Source organism: Lelliottia sp. 489 (genome assembly GCF_050435885.1).
Taxonomy (GTDB): Bacteria; Pseudomonadota; Gammaproteobacteria; order Enterobacterales; family Enterobacteriaceae; genus Enterobacter; species Enterobacter nimipressuralis.
Genome location: NZ_JBNDLC010000001.1, coordinates 1504289 through 1524581 on the forward strand (window position 1 = coordinate 1504289; position 20293 = coordinate 1524581).

The 20293-nt window shown below is 54.8% G+C and carries 20 protein-coding genes and 4 tRNA genes; 12 read left to right on the forward strand and 12 right to left on the reverse strand.

Translation table 11 applies throughout. From position 1 onward, the window contains the following. Position 1 precedes the first annotated feature (1 nt). Positions 2–397, forward strand: a complete 396-nt coding sequence (locus tag ABIE11_RS07335) for a YfeC-like transcriptional regulator (protein ID WP_100779386.1) — start codon at positions 2–4, stop codon at positions 395–397. 50 nt (positions 398–447) lie between these two features. Here the strand turns inward: ABIE11_RS07335 and gltX are convergent, their stop codons facing one another. Next, positions 448–1863: a glutamate--tRNA ligase gene (gene gltX, locus ABIE11_RS07340; protein WP_100779385.1), complete on the reverse strand. Its 1416-nt coding sequence runs from the start codon at positions 1861–1863 to the stop codon at positions 448–450. Between the two features lie 258 nt (positions 1864–2121). On the opposite strand from gltX, the gene ABIE11_RS07345 reads away from it, so the two are divergent. The 5 genes from ABIE11_RS07345 to ABIE11_RS07365 all read left to right on the forward strand — a co-directional run bounded on the left by ABIE11_RS07345 (position 2122) and on the right by ABIE11_RS07365 (position 2988). Next, positions 2122–2197, forward strand: a tRNA-Val gene (locus ABIE11_RS07345). Positions 2198–2241: 44 nt separating this feature from the next. Then, positions 2242–2317: transfer RNA gene (locus tag ABIE11_RS07350), tRNA-Val, on the forward strand. A gap of 31 nt (positions 2318–2348) precedes the next feature. Further along, positions 2349–2424: transfer RNA gene (locus tag ABIE11_RS07355), tRNA-Val, on the forward strand. A gap of 3 nt (positions 2425–2427) precedes the next feature. Further along, positions 2428–2503, forward strand: a tRNA-Lys gene (locus tag ABIE11_RS07360). 137 nt (positions 2504–2640) lie between these two features. Next, on the forward strand, positions 2641–2988 hold the full coding sequence (locus ABIE11_RS07365) for a FlxA-like family protein (RefSeq protein ID WP_100779384.1): 348 nt from the start codon (positions 2641–2643) through the stop codon (positions 2986–2988). Here the strand turns inward: ABIE11_RS07365 and ABIE11_RS07370 are convergent. Then, positions 2985–3920, reverse strand: a complete 936-nt coding sequence (locus ABIE11_RS07370; RefSeq protein ID WP_429184213.1) for a LysR substrate-binding domain-containing protein — start codon at positions 3918–3920, stop codon at positions 2985–2987. The two genes, ABIE11_RS07365 and ABIE11_RS07370, sit on opposite strands and share 4 nt — an antisense overlap. An 89-nt stretch (positions 3921–4009) precedes the next feature. Here ABIE11_RS07370 and ABIE11_RS07375 point away from each other — a divergent pair, with 89 nt between their 5' ends. Then, positions 4010–5005, forward strand: a complete 996-nt coding sequence (locus tag ABIE11_RS07375; protein ID WP_100779382.1) for a bile acid:sodium symporter family protein — start codon at positions 4010–4012, stop codon at positions 5003–5005. Here ABIE11_RS07375 and ABIE11_RS07380 read toward each other — a convergent pair. The 3 genes from ABIE11_RS07380 to zipA form a co-directional block, all read right to left on the reverse strand. Further along, positions 5002–5217 carry a DUF3820 family protein gene (locus ABIE11_RS07380; RefSeq protein WP_100779381.1) on the reverse strand — a complete coding sequence of 72 codons (216 nt, stop codon included), beginning with the start codon at positions 5215–5217 and terminating at the stop codon, positions 5002–5004. The genes ABIE11_RS07375 and ABIE11_RS07380 overlap by 4 nt on opposite strands. A 1-nt stretch (position 5218) precedes the next feature. Further along, positions 5219–7234 (reverse strand): NAD-dependent DNA ligase LigA, encoded by a 2016-nt coding sequence (gene ligA, locus ABIE11_RS07385; RefSeq protein ID WP_429184214.1) that lies wholly within the window; start codon positions 7232–7234, stop codon positions 5219–5221. A gap of 68 nt (positions 7235–7302) precedes the next feature. Beyond that, positions 7303–8298: a cell division protein ZipA gene (gene zipA / locus ABIE11_RS07390; RefSeq protein WP_100779379.1), complete on the reverse strand. Its 996-nt coding sequence runs from the start codon at positions 8296–8298 to the stop codon at positions 7303–7305. Positions 8299–8528: 230 nt separating this feature from the next. Here zipA and cysZ point away from each other — a divergent pair, with 230 nt between their 5' ends. From cysZ to crr, 5 genes are all read left to right on the forward strand, one after another. Further along, positions 8529–9290, forward strand: a complete 762-nt coding sequence (cysZ, locus tag ABIE11_RS07395; protein WP_100779378.1) for a sulfate transporter CysZ — start codon at positions 8529–8531, stop codon at positions 9288–9290. A 162-nt stretch (positions 9291–9452) separates the two neighbouring features. Further along, a complete protein-coding gene (gene cysK / locus ABIE11_RS07400; RefSeq protein WP_102104941.1) occupies positions 9453–10424 on the forward strand; it encodes a cysteine synthase A in 972 nt (323 codons plus the stop codon). Positions 10425–10741: 317 nt separating this feature from the next. Beyond that, positions 10742–10999 (forward strand): phosphocarrier protein Hpr, encoded by a 258-nt coding sequence (gene ptsH, locus ABIE11_RS07405; RefSeq protein ID WP_000487600.1) that lies wholly within the window; start codon positions 10742–10744, stop codon positions 10997–10999. A 43-nt stretch (positions 11000–11042) separates the two neighbouring features. Then, a complete protein-coding gene (gene ptsI, locus ABIE11_RS07410; protein ID WP_100779376.1) occupies positions 11043–12770 on the forward strand; it encodes a phosphoenolpyruvate-protein phosphotransferase PtsI in 1728 nt (575 codons plus the stop codon). A 40-nt stretch (positions 12771–12810) separates the two neighbouring features. Then, complete coding sequence (gene crr, locus ABIE11_RS07415; protein ID WP_049841435.1) at positions 12811–13320, forward strand: PTS glucose transporter subunit IIA; 510 nt, start codon at positions 12811–12813, stop codon at positions 13318–13320. Between the two features lie 44 nt (positions 13321–13364). Here the strand turns inward: crr and pdxK are convergent, their stop codons facing one another. The 7 genes from pdxK to ABIE11_RS07450 all read right to left on the reverse strand — a co-directional run bounded on the left by pdxK (position 13365) and on the right by ABIE11_RS07450 (position 20250). Then, positions 13365–14201 carry a pyridoxine/pyridoxal/pyridoxamine kinase gene (gene pdxK, locus ABIE11_RS07420; protein WP_123427138.1) on the reverse strand — a complete coding sequence of 279 codons (837 nt, stop codon included), beginning with the start codon at positions 14199–14201 and terminating at the stop codon, positions 13365–13367. A gap of 5 nt (positions 14202–14206) precedes the next feature. Beyond that, positions 14207–15118 carry a cysteine synthase CysM gene (cysM, locus tag ABIE11_RS07425; protein ID WP_102104944.1) on the reverse strand — a complete coding sequence of 304 codons (912 nt, stop codon included), beginning with the start codon at positions 15116–15118 and terminating at the stop codon, positions 14207–14209. 115 nt (positions 15119–15233) lie between these two features. After that, positions 15234–16328 (reverse strand): sulfate/thiosulfate ABC transporter ATP-binding protein CysA, encoded by a 1095-nt coding sequence (gene cysA, locus ABIE11_RS07430; protein WP_100779373.1) that lies wholly within the window; start codon positions 16326–16328, stop codon positions 15234–15236. Further along, positions 16318–17193, reverse strand: coding sequence for a sulfate/thiosulfate ABC transporter permease CysW (cysW, locus tag ABIE11_RS07435; RefSeq protein ID WP_100779372.1), 876 nt, complete (start codon positions 17191–17193; stop codon positions 16318–16320). The genes cysA and cysW overlap by 11 nt, the downstream gene beginning before the upstream one ends. Further along, positions 17193–18026 carry a sulfate/thiosulfate ABC transporter permease CysT gene (gene cysT / locus ABIE11_RS07440; protein ID WP_100779371.1) on the reverse strand — a complete coding sequence of 278 codons (834 nt, stop codon included), beginning with the start codon at positions 18024–18026 and terminating at the stop codon, positions 17193–17195. The genes cysW and cysT overlap by 1 nt, the downstream gene beginning before the upstream one ends. Continuing rightward, positions 18026–19042 (reverse strand): sulfate ABC transporter substrate-binding protein, encoded by a 1017-nt coding sequence (locus ABIE11_RS07445; protein ID WP_429184215.1) that lies wholly within the window; start codon positions 19040–19042, stop codon positions 18026–18028. Before ABIE11_RS07445 ends, cysT begins: the two co-directional genes overlap by 1 nt. Positions 19043–19350: 308 nt before the next feature. Further along, entirely contained in the window at positions 19351–20250 is a 900-nt protein-coding gene (locus ABIE11_RS07450; RefSeq protein ID WP_102104946.1) for a Dyp-type peroxidase, read from the reverse strand. Positions 20251–20293: the final 43 nt, after the last annotated feature.

Below are 20293 nucleotides of genomic sequence, written 5' to 3' on the forward strand. Positions count from 1 at the left end.
TATGAAAAGATTACGGAGCAAGATGACCACGGAAGAGCTGGCTGATAGCCTCGGGGTCGCCAAACAAACAGTAAACCGTTGGATACGTAAACAAGGATGGAAAACGGAAGCGCTGAACGGCGTGAAAGGCGGCCGGGCCAGGCTCATCCATATCGATTCCCGCGTACGTGAACACCTTATCAGTCTCCCTGCGATGCGTAGCCGTCAGGCTATTTATCAGCTCGCTGAAGCGTCCGTTGAGTATGGCGAGGTGAAAACGACCAGCCTGTTACGTCAGGTGACGGCTCCCCTTGAGAACATGACGCCACTCGAACAAGAGAGGCTCGCTGTATTGCTGGCACGTGAAGGTATTCAGGGATTCCTTACCCGGCTCGGTATTGCTGAAGAAGAGGCATAAAAAAACGGCAGGATAACCTGCCGTTTTGCCGCTCGTTTGTTGCAGGGTGATTACTGCTGGCTTTCGCGCTCAGCAATAAAGCCCAGGGCTTTGTTAATACGCGCAACGCTACGGGTTTTGCCAATAGCGTGGACAGTAACATCCAGGCCCGGTGACTGACCCGCGCCGGTCACCGCCACACGCAGTGGCATGCCGACTTTACCCATGCCCACTTCCAGCTCATCGGCCGTTGCCTGAATCGCTTGATGAACGTTTTCTGCGGTCCAATCGGTCAGTGCCGCCAGCTTATCACGCACCACTTCGAGCGGCTGACGCGCAACCGGACGCAGGTGTTTTTTTGCGGCGTCAGCATCAAACTCGTCAAACTCTTCATAGAAATAACGGCAGCTTTCCGCAATCTCTTTCAGGGTTTTGCAGCGCTCACCCAGCAGTTTGACCAGATCCGCCAGTTCCGGACCGGTACGGGTATCAATATTTGCCTGCTCAATGTGCCACTGCAAATAGGTCGCAACGTACTCGGCTGGCATGGTGTTGATGTAGTGGTGGTTCAGCCACAGCAGTTTATCAGTGTTAAACGCACTGGCAGATTTGCTCACGGCATTCAGGGAGAACAGCTTGATCATCTCTTCACGGCTAAAGATCTCCTGATCGCCGCTCGACCAGCCCAGACGCACCAGGTAGTTCAGCAGTGCTTCTGGCAGATAGCCATCATCACGGTACTGCATCACGCTCACGGCACCGTGACGTTTGGACAGTTTTTTACCGTCGTCACCGTTAATCATGGACACGTGCGCATAAACCGGCACAGGCGCATTCAGCGCTTTCAGGATGTTGATCTGACGTGGCGTGTTGTTGATATGGTCTTCACCACGGATAACATGAGTGATTTCCATATCCCAGTCATCCACTACAACGCAGAAGTTGTAGGTCGGTGAGCCGTCGGTACGGCGAATAATCAGATCGTCCAGCTCCTGATTGCTGAACTCAATCGGGCCACGGATCTGATCGTCAAAGATCACAGAGCCTTCCTGCGGGTTAGCAAAACGCACTACGCATGGCTCATCAGCAGCATGATGCTCATGGCTGTGGCGGCAGCGGCCGTCGTAGCGAGGCTTATCGCCGTTCGCCATTTGCTCTTCACGCAGCGCTTCCAGACGCTCTTTGGAGCAGTAACATTTATACGCGGTGCCTGCGACCAGCATTTCATCAATGACGGCGTTATAGCGATCAAAACGTTTCGTCTGGAAATACGGGCCTTCATCCCACTCCAGGTTCAGCCAGTTCATGCCATCCATGATGGCTTCGATAGCTTCCGGTGTGGAACGCTCGAGATCGGTGTCTTCAATACGCAGCACGAACTCACCGCCGTGGTTACGTGCAAAAAGCCAGGAATAAAGAGCAGTACGGGCACCACCGACGTGCAGATAGCCTGTCGGGCTCGGCGCGAAGCGAGTTTTGATTTTCATGAAATGGCCTTACGTTATAAAGATGCCGACGACCGGCAAATGCTGGGAAAAAAACAATGGGCAATATTCTATCACTGTGGGGCGATTCCTCAATGATGTTGCCTGATTGACATGCAGGTTTGCGAAATTTGTTTAGAAATCATGCTGCGCGGGACATTTTGTGATCCGTTTGTTTAATTTTACGACGAACAAACAAAATCTTTAGAAAAGGCGTTGACTCATTTTCAACTCTCCCTATAATGCGACTCCACACAGCGGGGGTGATTAGCTCAGTTGGTAGAGCACCTCCTTTACACGGAGGGGGTCGGCGGTTCGAGCCCGTCATCACCCACCATCTACTTTACGTAGATACCGCAGTGTAGATAAGAATTTAAGATTGGGCGATTAGCTCAGTTGGTAGAGCATCTCCTTTACACGGAGGGGGTCGGCGGTTCGAGCCCGTCATCGCCCACCATTCTTAAATCTTGTTTTAGTAGTACCGAAATGGGTGATTAGCTCAGTTGGTAGAGCACCTCCTTTACACGGAGGGGGTCGGCGGTTCGAGCCCGTCATCACCCACCATTCGGGTCGTTAGCTCAGTTGGTAGAGCAGTTGACTTTTAATCAATTGGTCGCAGGTTCGAATCCTGCACGACCCACCAATGTAGAAAGGCGCCCTAAAGGCGCCTTTTTGCTATCTGCGCTATTTTACACGCATCTCCCCTCCCAGATCTGGCAGGTTCCCTCAAGCTATGGATTTTTATGCCGATATGCTTGTTTTATGGCGAGAGGATTTAAAATGACAACAATCCAGGCATCAACTCCATCAGTGCAGACAGGCAGCACAAGCAGCGGCGGCGGTAGCTCCGGCAGCAGCGATATCGCGTCGCAAATCAGTCGTCTGACGTCGCAAATCACTAAGCTGACTCAGCAGCTGAAGGATGTTGCGAACGGCAGCGGCAGTACCGAAGACAAGAAAAAGCAGCAGGAACTTCTTCAGTCGCAAATCAAAATGCTACAGGCTCAGCTGGCGCAGTTACAGCGTGAGCAGGCCGAAGAAAGCCAGAAAAAACAAGAGCAAAAACAGGCCAGAGCAGAAGGCGTAAACTCACCTTCCGCAGAGCATCAGATCGATATCTACGTCTAATCGTTCGGCGCGTTAAATAACGGATCGCGTATGCGGGCCTCCATTAACCGCTGTGCCTGCATACGTACCACCTCCCAAAGCGCATGAGCCGCACCAGAGAGCGAGCGATTTTTTCGTCGCACCAGCATCAGCTTACGTTCAATACAGGGCGTGAAACGCTTCACGACTAAGCGGCTGCCCTGCGGCAGCGGTAAGGCCAGCGCAGGTAACACGCTGATCCCAATCCCGGCCTCCACCATCGGAAAGAGCGTGGCGGGATGACCAATCTCCTGAACGATCGTCGCATTCACCCGCTGCTGTGCCAGCGCCGCGTCAATCAGCGGACGGCTTCCCGATGCATAATCCTGCAATACCAGATTTGCCCCCTGCAATACCTGCCACGTCACTTGTGTCATTGCGGCCAGCGGGTCATCGTCGCGACACAGCAGTAAAAACGGCTCCGACAGCACCACTTCGCACTCCAGATCCGTCACCGGACCGGGATCGATCACAATCCCAAAATCGACGTCGCCTTGCCTGATACTCTCCAGAACCCATTGCTGCGGCCTGTCGTGAAGTACAAAATCGATATCGGGATAGCGACGGTTACTTTCGGCGATACATTGTGGGATCAGATGCGCAGAAATGGTCTGACTGGCGGCGACGCGCACCGTCCCGGAAAGTTGCTGCCCCACTCTGCCCACATCGCGCAAGGTGGTGTTGAGCTCATCCAGCAGCCGTTCCAGACGCGCAGCCAGCTGTTGCCCCGCCTCGGTGAGCACCACTTCGCGGGTGGTGCGATCAAGCAGGCGCACACCCGTCTGTGATTCCAGCTCTTTCACACTGTGGCTAACCGCCGACTGACTCAGGCCGATCATCTCTCCGGCGCGGCTAAAGCTGCGAGCCTGTGCGACGGTGACAAAAACGCGAAGCTGACGCAAAGAGTAATTCATCTGTTTAATTCATGAATGGATGCAATAAATCGATTTTATTTCTCAAAGGGAACAAAGCACAATAGCAAAATCTGATTTCAGGAGCATTTATGAAACTGTTTCGTGTTCTCGATCCCTTTACCCTCACGCTGATTGCTGTCGTTCTGCTCGCCTCTTTCTTCCCGGCTCGCGGCAGTTTTGTTCCCTTCATTGAAGGCCTGACCACTGCGGCTATCGCCCTGCTGTTTTTTATGCACGGCGCAAAGCTGTCTCGTGAGGCCATTATCGCCGGGGGGAGCCACTGGCGGTTGCACCTGTGGGTGATGTGCAGCACCTTCATCTTGTTCCCGGTGCTGGGCGTGCTTTTCGCCTGGTGGGCGCCGGTTAACGTCGATCCGGCTCTCTATACTGGCTTCCTGTATCTGTGCATTCTGCCCGCGACCGTGCAGTCAGCTATCGCATTTACTTCGCTTGCCGGCGGTAACGTCGCCGCGGCGGTCTGTTCCGCCTCTGCGTCGAGTCTGTTGGGGATTTTTGTGTCACCGCTGTTGGTGGGCCTGCTGATGAATATGCACGGCGCAGAGGGCAATCTCGAGCAGGTCGGGAAAATCTGTCTGCAACTGCTGCTGCCGTTCGTGCTGGGACATCTTTCTCGCCCATGGACGGGGGATTTCGTCGCCAGAAACAAAAAGTGGATTGGCAAAACCGACCAGACCTCCATCCTGTTAGTGGTCTACTCCGCCTTTGGCGAAGCCGTGGTGAACGGCATCTGGCATAAAGTTGGCATCGGCTCGCTTCTGTTCATCGCGCTCGTGAGCATCGTTCTGCTGGCGATTGTGATTGCGGTGAATACTTTTGCCGCCCGCAAGTTTGGCTTCAATAAAGCGGATGAAATTACCATCGTGTTCTGCGGCTCGAAGAAGAGTCTCGCCAATGGTATTCCGATGGCGAATATTCTCTTCCCGACGTCGGTGATTGGGATGATGGTGCTGCCGCTGATGATTTTCCACCAGATCCAGCTGATGGTCTGTGCGGTGATGGCGCGCCGTTACAAGCGCCAGACGGAAAAGCTGGCGCAGGAAGAGACCCGCGCCGCGAAAGCTTAAGGACGTTTGAGGGGCTGAACCAGATGGCTCAGCCCTTCGGTTTTGATGAGCAGCGTAATCGCCATCAGCTCACCCAGTCGCCCGGCCGGAAATTCATCTTTTCGCGCGAACCACAGCAAATACTCTTCCGGCACATCAATCAATCGACGGCCTTTGTATTTCCCGAACGGCATTTCGGTGTTGGCGATGTCGATGAGCTGTTCTTTCTCCACGTTACTCTCCTAACAGGCGCAGCATTTCCGCTTCGTCAATGACGTCAATGCCCAGCTCTTGTGCTTTCGCAAGCTTGGAGCCAGCCGCCTCGCCGGCAATCACCAGATCCGTTTTCTTCGACACGCTGCCCGCCACTTTTGCCCCCAGCGCCACCAGACGCGCTTTGGCGTCGTCACGGGAGAGTTGACTCAAACTGCCGGTGAGTACTACGGTTTTGCCAGCAAAGGGGCTGTCGATTTCGTCGGCGTTAACCACCACCGGGGCAGGCCAGTGAATGCCCTCCTCCAGCAGCTTGCCTATCACCTCACGGTTGCTCTCTTCCGCAAAGAAGTTGAAGACATGCGTCGCAACAACGATACCCACGTCCGGCACTTTTTGCAGATCCTCAATCGAGGCTTTCTCAAGCTGCTCCAGGGTGCCGAAATGGGCTGCCAGCCCGGCGGCTGTCGCTTCACCAACTTCACGGATACCCAGCGCGTAGAGGAAACGTGCAAAGGTCGTCTCTTTGGCTTTTTCCAGCGCATTGACCACGTTTTGCGCCGATTTTGGCCCCATGCGATCCAGCCCGGTCAGCTTGCCCGCCGTCAGGCGGAACAGATCCGCAGGTGTGTGGACGTACTCTTTCTCGACTAGCTGATCGATAATCTTATCGCCCATCCCGTCCACGTCCATCGCTCTGCGCGAGACGAAATGCTTGAGCGCTTCTTTACGCTGCGCCCCACAAATTAACCCGCCGGTACAGCGCGTTACTGCCTCGCCTTCCACGCGTTCGACGTCAGAACCGCATACCGGGCAGTGGGCCGGGAATTCGATGGCGCGCGTGTCGTCAGGTCGCTCAGACTCGACGACGTTTACCACCTGCGGGATCACATCCCCCGCGCGGCGAATCACCACTTTATCGCCAATCCGAAGACCCAGGCGCGCGATCTCGTCGGCGTTATGCAAAGTGGCATTGCTCACCAGCACGCCCGCAACCTGAACCGGCTCCAGACGTGCAACCGGCGTAATCGCACCCGTACGCCCGACCTGGAACTCAACGTCGCGCACGAAGGTCATCTGCTCCTGAGCAGGGAATTTAAACGCCACCGCCCAGCGCGGCGCTCGCGCCACAAAACCTAATTGTTCCTGAAGCGCCAGCGAGTTCACTTTGATGACCACGCCATCGATATCAAACCCCAGCGTCGGGCGGTCCTCTTCGACCTGACGATAAAACGCCAGTACCGCTTCCGGTGAGTTGCAGAGCTGCACACGATTGCTGACTGGCAGGCCCCACTCTTTAAACTGCAGCAGACGGCCCAAATGGGTATCAGGCAGCTCGCCGCCGTCAAGGATACCCACGCCGTAGCAAAAGAATGTCAGCGGTCGCTTCGCCGTGATGCGCGGATCTAGCTGGCGAATTGAGCCAGCAGCCGCATTACGCGGGTTAGCAAAGACTTTGCCGCCGGTGCGGCGCGCTTCATCGTTAATCTTCTCAAAGCCCGCCTGCGGGAGGAACACTTCACCGCGCACTTCGAGACGCGCCGGGATGTTATCGCCGCGCAGCTTTAACGGAATGGCGCGGATAGTACGTACGTTAGTGGTGATGTCCTCACCCGTGGTGCCGTCGCCGCGCGTAGCGGCACGCACCAGAATGCCGTTCTCATAAAGAATGCTCACCGCCAGGCCGTCGAGCTTCAGCTCGCAGCACCAGGTCAAAACGTCGGCGCTTTTCAGGCGGTCCTGAACGCGCTTGTTAAACGCGAGAAAGCTCTCTTCGTCGAAGACGTTATCCAGCGACAGCATCGGCACTTCATGGCGCACCTGGCTGAAAGAGGCCAGCGGAGCGGCGCCGACGCGCTGCGTCGGTGAATCAGGGGTGATGAGATCGGGATGTTCTGTTTCCAGCTCGCGCAGTTCGCGCATCAGGCGGTCATACTCCGCATCCGGAACCTCCGGTGCGTCCATCACGTGATACAGGTATTCATGATGGCGAAGTGTGGTTCTTAGGTGAGTAATTTTTTGTTCGATTGAGTCCATAGCGCACCATCAATGAGAAAAACCCCCGACAGGCGGGGGTTGAGGAGACGTGGAAGAGAACGCAGAGATTACGCGTTAGCTTCCTTTACTTCGCGGATGCGATCCTGATATTCGCGCAGTTTCTGCGGCGTCATCATTCGACGCTGGTCGTCGAGTACCACGCCACCGACTTCATCGGCGATATGCTGGGCGGATTGCAGCATCAGCTTAAAGTTTTGCAGTTCGTCGCCGTAGGACGGCACCTGCATAAAGATTGTGATGCCCGGCGTGGTGAAATCACCGGTCATTTCCGGATCAAAGGTCCCCGGATTAACCATATTCGCCAGACTGAACAGCGCAGGGCCACTTCCGTCCGGACTAAGATGACGATGGAAAATGTTCATGTCACCAAACTTGAAGCCCGCCTGCTGGATGCTGTTGAGCAGCACGTCGCCATTGAGCTGAGTTCCGTGATGCGCGGCCACGTTCATGATGATGACCGTTTCCTTACGCTGCGGTTTTTCGACCACTGGCGCTTCTTCGATCACCGGTTCCGGTTCAACAAATGGCTCCGGTTCCGGCTGCGGCGCAGGTGGAGTATGAACAGTCTGCGGCGGCATTTCTGGCGTCAGCGGCTGAGCAGGACGCGGCGGTTGCACGGGTTGCGAAACGGGCTGAGGCTGCACCGGCTGCTGCACGGGTTGCTGTACAGGCGCTTGCGGTTGCGGCTGACGCACCGGCTCTTCCACAGGCTGTGGCGCGGGCTGGCGCGGCTGAGCTGACGCGTACGGCGGCTGATACTGATGCTGCGGAGGCTGACGAGGTGCTTCATGCTCCCCATGGCCTGCGGCAGGCGCAGCAGTATTGACGCGATGAACGCGCACTTCACCTACGCCTTCGTCGTCGTTATCGTCAATGACGTCATCGCCATCATCGTCGTGACGACTGGACTTCATGCGCTTCAGTGGGCGATCGCGAAACATCGAGGAGCGTTCTTTACGGCTGGTCCAGAAACCATGCACCAGTAAAGCGAGTATGGCGATCGCGCCAACAATGATTAATATCAGACGCAAATCCTGCATCATTATATTCTCTGTTGTTCTAACACCTTGCCACCACGGCAAACATTTACTCACTAAGAGTATTTGCCGATTACGTCAAGTGCAAGTGCGTGCAGAGCATTCAAAGCATAAAGATGAACGAAATCGTGCTTTTTGCTGTTTTTTCGAACATTTCCGAACTGGTTATTGGTCCACAACCCGATAATATAGGCGTGTAATTCCACTGGTTGTGAAAAAAGGAGTACAGCCTGGTTATGGTTTCGACATCAACAACGACTCCGCGCAGCGGTATCGGCTATTTTTCTCAGGGATGGAAGCTGGTCACCCTGCCTGGGATCCGCCGCTTTGTGATTCTGCCTCTACTGATCAACATTTTGCTGATGGGGGGCGCATTCTGGTGGCTGTTTACCCAACTCGAAAGCTGGGTTCCCTCTATCATGAGCCACGTGCCTGACTGGCTACAGTGGCTAAGCTATCTGCTGTGGCCGATAGTGGTCCTCTCCGTGCTGCTGGTTTTTGGCTATTTCTTCTCGACCATCGCCAACTGGATAGCCGCGCCGTTTAACGGGCTGCTGGCGGAGCAGCTCGAAGCACGTCTGACGGGCGCAACGCCGCCAGACACCGGCGTGCTTGGCATCATGAAAGACGTACCGCGTATCATGAAACGTGAATGGCAGAAATTTGCCTGGTATCTGCCGCGCGCCATTGTTCTGCTCATCCTTTACTTTATTCCCGGAATTGGCCAGACCGTGGCGCCTGTGCTGTGGTTCCTGTTTAGCGCGTGGATGCTGGCTATCCAGTATTGCGACTACCCGTTCGATAACCACAAAGTGCCGTTCAAAGAGATGCGCACGGCCCTGCGCACGCAAAAAGTCACCAATATGCAGTTTGGTGCCCTGACTAGTCTCTTCACCATGATCCCTGTCCTGAACCTGTTCATCATGCCCGTCGCGGTCTGCGGCGCCACGGCGATGTGGGTAGATTGCTATCGTGCTAAGCACGCGTTATGGAAGTAATGCAAAACTGTGTAAACAAAGGGTGGCTTATGCCATCCTTATTCCATACTGATAGCCATTATTTCCTTGCAGCATATAGATATGCGATTTCCTTACTTCCCCATACTTATCCAACAGGTATGCTGGGACGGTATCCCAATTTCATACAGTTAAGGACAGGCCATGAGTAAGATTTACGAAGACAACTCGCTGACTATCGGTCATACGCCCCTGGTTCGACTGAACCGTATCGGTAATGGACGCATTCTGGCGAAGGTAGAATCACGTAACCCGAGCTTCAGCGTAAAATGCCGTATCGGTGCAAACATGATTTGGGATGCCGAAAAACGCGGTGTTCTGAAGCCTGGCGTCGAACTGGTTGAACCGACCAGCGGCAACACCGGGATCGCTCTGGCCTACGTCGCCGCTGCCCGCGGTTACAAACTGACCCTGACAATGCCAGAAACCATGAGCATCGAACGCCGTAAGCTGCTGAAAGCGCTGGGCGCGAATCTGGTGCTGACCGAAGGCGCGAAAGGCATGAAAGGTGCCATTCAGAAAGCGGAAGAAATTGTCGCCAGCGATCCGGCGAAATATCTGCTGCTGCAGCAGTTCAGCAACCCGGCAAACCCGGAAATCCACGAGAAAACCACCGGTCCGGAAATCTGGGAAGATACGGACGGTCAGGTTGATGTGTTTATCTCAGGCGTGGGTACCGGCGGTACGCTGACCGGCGTGAGTCGCTATATTAAAGGCACAAAAGGCAAAAAGGATCTGATCACCGTTGCCGTTGAGCCTACGGACTCCCCGGTTATCGCCCAGGCGCTGGCCGGCGAAGAGATCAAACCCGGTCCACATAAAATTCAGGGTATCGGCGCGGGCTTTATCCCGGGTAACCTGGATCTGAAGCTTATCGATAAAGTCGTTGCGATCACCAACGAAGAGGCGATCTCCACGGCGCGTCGCCTGATGGACGAAGAAGGTATTCTGGCCGGTATCTCCTCCGGCGCGGCCGTTGCTGCTGCCCTGAAGCTCCAGGAAGATGAAACCTTTACCAATAAGACTATTGTGGTTATTCTACCGTCCTCGGGTGAGCGTTATTTAAGCACTGCATTGTTTGCCGATCTGTTCACAGAAAAAGAACTGCAACAGTAATGCCAGCATGTTAATAACGCGTAAAAAAGCACCCAAACGGGTGCTTTTTTGTGGCCTGCGTCAAACTTTTACTCCTCCTGGCATTGATTCACCCCGTCGGGTCTGGTATTTAACCTGACAATTATTTTGAAGCGCGAAATTAATCAATGTGGGAAATACAGAAGCTGAATCGATTTTATGATTTGGTTCAAGTCTCGCTTTCACTGCATAATGTTTAATGACGAGCGAAACGTCAGCGCTAACAAGACAGGCTAAAGTTAAGCCTCCAGGCTAGACTTTAGTTCCACAACACTAAACCTATAAGTTGGGGAAATACAATGTTCCAGCAAGAAGTTACCATTACCGCTCCGAACGGTCTGCACACCCGCCCTGCTGCTCAGTTTGTTAAAGAAGCTAAAGGCTTCACTTCTGAGATCACTGTGACCTCCAACGGCAAAAGCGCTAGCGCGAAAAGCCTGTTCAAGCTGCAGACTCTGGGCCTGACTCAGGGTACCGTCGTGACCATCTCCGCAGAAGGCGAAGACGAGCAGAAAGCAGTTGAGCATCTGGTAAAACTGATGGCTGAGCTCGAGTAAGTTACGGGTTCTTTTCAATATCAGTCACAAGTAAGGTAGGGTTATGATTTCAGGCATTTTAGCATCCCCGGGTATCGCTTTCGGCAAAGCACTTCTGCTGAAAGAAGACGAGATCGTCATCGACCGGAAAAAAATTTCTGCCGACAAGGTTGATCAGGAAGTTGAACGTTTTCTGAGCGGTCGTGCCAAGGCATCAGCGCAACTGGAAGCGATCAAAACTAAAGCTGGCGAAACTTTCGGTGAAGAAAAAGAAGCCATCTTCGAAGGGCATATCATGCTGCTCGAAGATGAGGAGCTGGAGCAGGAAATCATAGCCCTGATTAAAGATAAGGGCATGACGGCCGACGCGGCTGCACATGAAATTATCGAAGGTCAGGCGACTGCCCTCGAAGAACTGGATGATGAATACCTGAAAGAACGTGCGGCTGACGTACGTGATATCGGTAAGCGCCTGCTGCGCAACATCCTGGGTCTGGCGATCATCGACCTTAGCGCCATTCAGGACGAAGTTATCTTGGTTGCCGCTGATTTGACGCCGTCTGAAACCGCACAGCTGAACCTGAACAAGGTGCTGGGTTTCATCACCGACGCCGGTGGCCGTACCTCCCACACCTCTATCATGGCGCGTTCTCTGGAACTGCCTGCCATCGTGGGTACCGGTAGCGTCACCTCTCAGGTGAAAAACGACGACTATCTGATTCTGGATGCCGTAAACAATCTGGTTTACGTCAACCCAACCAATGAAGAGATCGAAAAGCTGCGTGCCGTTCAGGAGCAAGTTGCTACTGAGAAAGCGGAACTGGCTAAACTGAAAGATCTGCCAGCCATCACGCTGGACGGACATCAGGTTGAAGTGTGCGCGAACATCGGTACCGTACGTGACGTTGATGGCGCTGAGCGCAACGGCGCGGAAGGTGTTGGTCTGTACCGTACAGAATTCCTGTTCATGGACCGTGACGCACTGCCTACTGAAGAAGAGCAGTTTGCGGCATACAAAGCGGTTGCCGAAGCATGCGGCTCTCAGGCTGTTATCGTGCGTACCATGGACATCGGTGGCGACAAAGAGCTGCCGTACATGAACTTCCCGAAAGAAGAAAACCCATTCCTGGGCTGGCGTGCAGTGCGTATCGCCATGGACCGTAAAGAGATCCTTCGCGATCAGGTTCGTGCGATTCTGCGTGCTTCCGCTTTCGGTAAACTGCGCATCATGTTCCCAATGATCATCTCTGTTGAAGAAGTGCGTGCACTGAAGAAAGAGATCGAAATCTACAAACAGGAACTGCGCGACGAAGGTAAAGCCTTTGACGAAACCATCGAAGTGGGCGTGATGGTGGAAACACCAGCGGCAGCAACGATTGCTCGTCATTTGGCCAAAGAAGTCGACTTCTTTAGTATCGGCACCAATGATTTAACGCAGTACACCCTGGCAGTTGACCGTGGTAATGATATGATTTCACATCTCTACCAGCCAATGTCACCGTCCGTACTCACGCTAATCAAGCAAGTTATTGATGCTTCTCATGCTGAAGGTAAATGGACTGGCATGTGTGGTGAGCTTGCAGGCGACGAACGTGCTACACTTCTGTTGCTGGGTATGGGTCTGGACGAATTCTCTATGAGCGCCATTTCCATCCCGCGCATTAAGAAGATTATCCGTAACACGAACTTCGAAGATGCGAAGGTGTTAGCAGAGCAGGCTCTTGCTCAACCGACAACGGACGAGTTAATGACGCTGGTTAACAAGTTCATTGAAGAAAAAACAATCTGCTAATCCACGAGATGCGGCCCAAATTACTGCTTAGGAGAAGATCATGGGTTTGTTCGATAAACTGAAATCTCTGGTTTCTGATGATAAGAAAGACACCGGAACTATTGAGATTATTGCTCCGTTGTCTGGCGAAATCGTCAATATCGAAGACGTGCCGGATGTAGTTTTTGCCGAAAAAATCGTTGGTGATGGTATTGCTATCAAACCAACTGGTAACAAAATGGTTGCGCCAGTTGACGGCACCATCGGTAAAATTTTTGAAACCAACCATGCGTTCTCTATCGAATCTGATAGCGGTATCGAACTGTTCGTACACTTCGGTATCGACACCGTTGAGCTGAAAGGCGAAGGCTTCAAGCGTATCGCTGAAGAAGGCCAGCGTGTGAAAGTAGGCGATCCGGTCATCGAATTCGACCTGGCGCTGCTGGAAGAGAAAGCCAAGTCTACCCTGACTCCGGTTGTTATCTCCAACATGGACGAAATCAAAGAACTGATCAAACTGTCTGGCAGCGTTACCGTGGGTGAAACTCCGGTCATCCGCATCAAGAAGTAATTCTTGCCGCACAGAAAAATGGCGCCTTCGGGCGCCATTTTTGTTTATGCGGGGAGGATAAGCTCATCAAAGCCTTTTTCCTGGGTGTACTTCATCACCTCTGTCACACGGTCGCCCGCACGGCGTATCGCTTCAGCGACGTCCCTGCCCTGCACAATGCCGCTTACCAGCTCAGAACAGAACAGATCCCCGGTTCCTTTCAGGTCGGTTGCAACGCGCGGATGATTCGTCACCGTCACACCGTCCTTCGTCACCAGCACAACGTGAATATTTTCAGGATCAGATTCCACCGGCGCACTGGTAATCGCCACCCACTTCAGTGAGTCAGATAGCAGACTTTGTGCAGCAGTAATTGCGCTCTCCGGCGTCCGGCATGGCTGACCGCTCAATACTTCAAGCTCAAAAACGTTCGGCGTAATACCCTGCGCCAGCGGCAGTAAATGCTCGCGATAGGCTTGCGGAATTTCGGGTTTCACGTAGATCCCGCTGTCGATATCACCAATGACCGGATCGACCAGCACGAACAAATCAGGGTGTTTTTCTTTGATGGCCACCAGCCACTCAGCCAGAATGGCAATCTGGCTGGCACTGCCCATATAGCCCGTGGTCACCGCTTTCAGCTCGCGCAACACATCGCGCTCTTCGAGGGCTTTCAGATAGCCGCTGAACCAGTCGTCGGGGATCACGCCGCCGTAAAAGGTGTCGTAATGCGGGGTATTGCTGAACAGCACCGTCGGAACGGCTGTCACGGTCAGCTGATGTTGTCTGATATTAGGCACCGCAATGCTGTTGCCCACGCTGCCATAAACCACCTGCGACTGCACCGCGACGATATCCGTCTGCTGCGCACGGGTTTTATCCCGAAATAAAATCATCTCCATGACGCTTAAATCCCCGCCCCCTGCGAATAACTCTCTTCACCAAAGACGCCAGTAGACAGATAACGGTCACCACGGTCGCAAATAATCGCCACCACAACCGCGCCCGGACAGGCCTGCGCCACGCGCAATGCTCCGGCTACCGCGCCACCCGAACTGACGCCACAGAAGATGCCTTCACGCACCGCCAGTTCACGCATGGTATTTTCCGCTTCACGCTGATGAATATCCAGCACCTGGTCCACAAGCTGGGCATTAAAAATCCCCGGCATGTACTCCGCTGGCCAGCGGCGGATCCCCGGAATGCTGCTCCCCTCTTCCGGCTGCAGGCCCACAATGGTGACCGGTTTTTCCTGCTCGCGCAGAAAACGGGAGACGCCGGTAATGGTGCCCGTGGTGCCCATACTGGAGACGAAGTGGCTGATGCGCCCTTCGGTCTGGCGCCAGATCTCCGGCCCGGTAGTGGTGTAGTGCGCGTAAGGATTATCGGGATTATTAAACTGGTCCAGCAATGTGCCTTCGCCGCGCTGGGCCATGTCGAGAGCCAGATCGCGCGCCCCTTCCATCCCCTGCTCTTTGGTGACGAGGATCAGCTCAGCACCATACGCACGCATTGCGGCACGCCGCTCCTGGCTCATGTTGTCCGGCATCAGCAATTTCATGTGATAGCCTTTCAGCGCCGCAATCATCGCCAGCGCAATGCCGGTGTTACCGCTGGTCGCTTCAATCAGCACGTCGCCGGGCGTAATCTCTCCGCGCTTTTCCGCCTCAACAATCATCGACAATGCCGCGCGATCTTTAACGGAACCGGCAGGATTATTTCCCTCCAGTTTGACCCAGATTTCGCTGCCATTATCGGGATTCATGCGTTGCAGCTTGACCAGAGGGGTGTTGCCGATGGTTTGTTCTAATGTGTTCACGAATTCTGTCCAATAAAAAGCCCGGTGGCGCTTTCGCTTACCGGGCCTACAGGGATCGTTTTGTAGGCCGGGTAAGCGCAGCGCCACCCGGCAAATACCACGTCACTTTAACCTATCAGGCTGACTCCGCCAGAGCAAGATCCTCGCGCGACTCGATACGCTCGTTGCCGTGATAGATACGCGCATGCTGCAGGCCGACAAACAGGCGATCGCCCCGCGATGGCGCCTCTTCGTCACGCATTACCACCGTCAACGGCTCGGTATACCAGCCCAGGGGTTGTACCACTAATTGGGTGTAATGCCCTTTAGGGCTAGCCTCAAGCACCTGCACCGGCAATGGAGAATCGAGGCTGGTGCGGCGACTGACGTCCACTTCCCACGGGCGCAAGAACAGATCGACCGGTCCCTGATGGGCAGGCGTGTAACCCAGCGGCCAGCGGTGGGCGCCGACGTGGAACTGCCCACCGCGAATAGTGCCCTGCATGCGGTTCACTTCGCCCATAAACTCCAGAACGAAACGGGTCGCAGGCTCACGCCACAGCTGTTCCGGCTCATCAACTTGTTCGATATTCCCCTGGCTCATCACCACCACGCGATCGGCCACTTCCATCGCCTCTTCCTGGTCGTGCGTCACAAAGACGCTGGTAAATTTCAGCTCCTCGTGAAGCTGACGCAGCCAGCGACGCAGCTCTTTACGCACCTGCGCGTCCAGCGCGCCAAAAGGTTCGTCGAGCAGCAGGATTTGCGGCTCAACTGCCAGAGCACGAGCCAGCGCCACGCGCTGTTTCTGCCCACCGGAAAGCTGTGCCGGATAACGGTCGGCGAGATGGGCCAGCTGCACCATCTCCAGCAGTTTGGTCACTTTCGCTTTGATCGTCGCGGCATTCGGACGCTCGCGACGCGGCAGCACGGTCAGGCCAAAGGCGATGTTATCGAACACCGTCATATGGCGGAACAGGGCGTAATGCTGGAACACAAAACCGACTTTACGATCGCGAGCATGCAGACGGCTAACATCGGTTCCGTGGAAGCGAATATGGCCGCTGGTCTGATGCTCGAGACCGGCAATAATACGCAGCAACGTGGTTTTACCGGAGCCGGACGGCCCAAGCAGCGCCACCATCTGTCCGGAAGGGATATCCAGCGAGATATCGTTCAGCACCTGGGTGCGGCCGAAAGACTTCTTAATATTGGCAATCTCAATGCTCATGATTTCCCTCCTGCTGCAGGCGTTTCTCTTGATTCTCTAAACGCCACTGCACCACACTCTTTAAAAACAAGGTCAAAATAGCCATCAGCGTCAGCAGGGCTGCGGCGGTAAAGGAACCGACGGTGTTATAGTCCTGCTCCAGCAATTCAATCTGTAGCGGCAGCGACAGGGTTTCACCGCGAATGGAGCCGGAAACCACCGACACCGCGCCAAACTCACCAATCGCACGCGCGTTGGTCAGCACCACGCCGTACAGCAACGCCCAGCGGATGTTCGGCAGCGTCACGCGCTTAAACATCTGCCAGCCGGACGCGCCCAGCAGGATCGCCGCTTCATCTTCGTGGCTGCCCTGGCTCAACATCACCGGCACCAGCTCACGCACCACAAACGGACAGGTCACAAAAATCGTCACCAGCACCATGCCCGGCCAGGCGAACATGATTTGCAGGTTGTGCTCGTCCAGCCAGCCGCCCAGCGGACCGTTAGAACCGTAGAACAGGAGATAGATAAGACCAGCAACCACCGGCGATACGGCAAAGGGAATATCCAGCAGCGTCAGCAGGAGCTGGCGGCCAGGGAAGTTAAACCGCGTCACCAGCCACGCCAGCAAAATCCCGAACACCAGATTCACCGGCACGGTAATCAGGGCGATCATCACCGTCAGCCAGATCGCGTGCAGCATGTCCGGGTCGGCCAGATTCTGCAGTGCGGGCATAATCCCTTTGCTGAACGCCTGCACGAAGATGTAAACCATCGGCACAACGAGAATAAAAGCCGACACCAGCACGCCGGTGCCAATCAGAAACCATTTTCCCCAGTTAATGCGAGGAGCGTCGTAGCGCTTCAATTGAGTAACTTCCGCCATCAGTGACCTACCACACGCCGACCAAAGCGACTTTGCAGAGTGTTAATCGAGAACAACAGCAGTAGCGACGCGGCCAGGATCACCGAGGCAATCGCGCTCGCCGCCGGATAGTCAAACTCCTGCAAACGAACAAAAATCATCAGCGAGGTCACTTCGGTTTTCCACGCGATGTTGCCCGCGATGAAAATCACTGCGCCAAATTCGCCGAGACTGCGGGTGAACGAAAGCGCCACGCCTGCCAGCAGCGCCGGAGAAAGCTCCGGTAACACCACTTTGCAGAAGCTCTGAATACGCGTCGCGCCGAGGGTTTCCGCGGCCTCTTCATATTCCGGGCCAAGCTCTTCCAGAACCGGCTGAACGGTACGCACCACGAACGGAATACTGGTAAAGGCCATCGCCACCGCGATCCCAAGCCAGGTATAGGTCACCTTGATGTCAAACTGTGCCAGCCACTGGCCGTAAAAACCGTTCACCGAAAACAGCGACGCGAGGGTCAAACCCGCCACCGCCGTCGGCAGTGCGAAGGGTAAATCCATCAGCGCGTCCAGCAGCGTGCGGCCGGGGAAACGATAGCGAGTTAAGATCCACGCCATCAGCAGGCCGAATACGCCGTTGAAAATCGATGCCACAAACGCCGACAGCAGCGTGACCTTATACGCCGCCACGACCTGCGGGTTAGTGATCACTTCCCAGTACTGGGCCCAGCTCATCTCAGAGAGCTGCATCACCAGCGCACTTAACGGCAACAACAAAATCAGACAGACGAACAGAAGGCTGGTCCCGAGGCTTAAGGTAAAGCCGGGCAGCACACGTCTGGAGGAGACTGCAAACATCACTTACGCCCCGCCGCCAACAGTTTGTCCAGCTCACCACCGGTGGTGAAGTGGGTTTTCATCACCTCAGGCCAGGAGCCAAACTGGTCTTCTACGCGGAACAGATCGGTCTGCGGGAACTTGTCTTTCAGCTTGTTCATCACGTCCGGGTTCGCCACGCGATAGTAATAGTCGGTGATGATGGTTTGCGCCTGCGGGCTGTAGAGATAGTTCAGGTACGCCTTCGCCGCTTTCTCCGTACCGTTGGCTTTGACGTTCTTGTCCACCCACGCGACCGGGAATTCAGCAAAGATATTGACCTTCGGCACCACCACTTCAAAGCCCTGCGCTTCGTACTGTTTACGGATGTTATTCACTTCCGATTCGAAGCTTATCAACACATCGCCCAGCCCGCGTTCCACGAAGGTGGTGGTCGCACCGCGACCGCCGGTATCGAACACTTCCACGTTTCTCAGGAACTGAGTCATAAACTGCTCGGTTTTGGCTTTATCGCCGCCGTCCGCTTTGTCGGCTGCACCCCAGGCCGCCAGATAGGTATAGCGCGCGTTACCGGAGGTTTTTGGATTCGGGAAGATCAGCTTCACGTCTGAACGCACCAGATCGTTCCAGTCATGGATGTTTTTCGGGTTGCCCTTACGCACCAGGAACGCCATGGTCGAGTAGAACGGCGAGCTGTTATTTGGCAGACGGCTCTGCCAGTCGGCCGGGATCAGGTTGCCTTTGTCATGCAGGATCTGCACGTCAGTAATCTGGTTGTAGGTCACCACATCGGCTTTCAGACCCTGCAAAATCGCCAGCGCCTGCTTGGAAGAGCCAGCATGAGATTGCTTGATGATCAGCTTGTCGCCGTTGTTTTCTTTCGCCCACTGTTGTTCAAACGGCGGGTTCAGGGCGGCAAACAGTTCGCGGGAGACATCATAGGAACTGTTAAGCAGCTCAGTCGCCTGCGCCTGCGCGACCAGCAACAGCGAAGCTGCCAGCGCCAGATATCCCTTTTTCAGTACAGTAACGGCCATTGCGCACCCTTCTAAATGTGATGACGTAGAGCTATCCCATCAGGCGTGATTGTTGCAGTCAGTTGGGCATGGACAGCGCGGAAGAACCGGAGCATACACGGTGTGCGTGAGGATTCTGAGCGCTGCCCGGGCCCAAACTGACAACTAAAATAGCCTGATGGGATGGCTCTTTCTTATAGCCATAATATTTATAACGAGTACGAAAGGAGTAACGGTTTTATATACCGTTTGGTGATTTACCAGCAGAAAAGGGAATAAGGGGTGAGGGTGAGTGCCGGGTGGCGCATGCGCTTACCCGGCCTACAGTATTACAGAGCCAGCAGACGCTCAACGGATGGCGCGAAGTAGTAGCCGCCGGTCACCGGTTTGGTGAAGCGCAGCATTGCGTCGCGCTTGCCATCGGTGTCCCCAAACATGCTCAGAAGCTGCTGCTCGATGTTGTACAGACGCGCGCAGTAGGCGCAGAAGTACAGGCCGTGAGTGCCGCTCGCCGTTCCGTACGGCAGGCTCTGGCGCACAATCTTCAGCCCTTTACCGTCTTCTTTCAGATCGACACGGGTCAGGTGAGACGTTACCGGGCGGGCATCGCCGTCGATCTCGTCGTTGGCCTCTTTGGTACGGCCAATCATCATCTCCTGGTCGTGAACACTCATGCGGTTAAGCTGCTTGAGGTTATGTTCCCAGCGCTGCACAAACACGTAGCTGCCGCCTGCGTCCACGCCGTCTTTGATTACCGCCACCTCGCGACGCGTCTCTTCGCCCGCCGGGTTTTCGGTACCATCAACGAAACCGCTCAGATCGCGCTCTTCTACCCAGCGGAAACCATGAATCTCTTCCTGCACCTTGATGCTGTCACCAAAGGCTTCCACCGCCGCCTGAGCCACGGAGAAATTGACGTCATGACGCAGAGACAAAATATGGATCAGCACGTCGTACTGGGTAGCCGGCGCCAGGCCTTTCCCGTAAGGGATAAAGTCTTTCAGCTCTTCAGCGCCTTCGCCGCCGCTCAGCTGACGCCAGACGTTGTTGCCAAAGGCAACCACCGCGCCAAGGTGCGCATCCGGGAATTTGGCCTGGAAGGTGGCCAGTTTATCGACAAATACTTTGCTGGCCGCACGCAGGGCATCCACATCCCCGTTAACATTGGCTTCAATCCAAATCGCCGCGCGGCAATGTTCTGGCAAAATGCCACTCTGAACCTGAGACATCGCTCCTCCTGAAAAAAAAGATGCCACGCGTTCGTGGCATTGA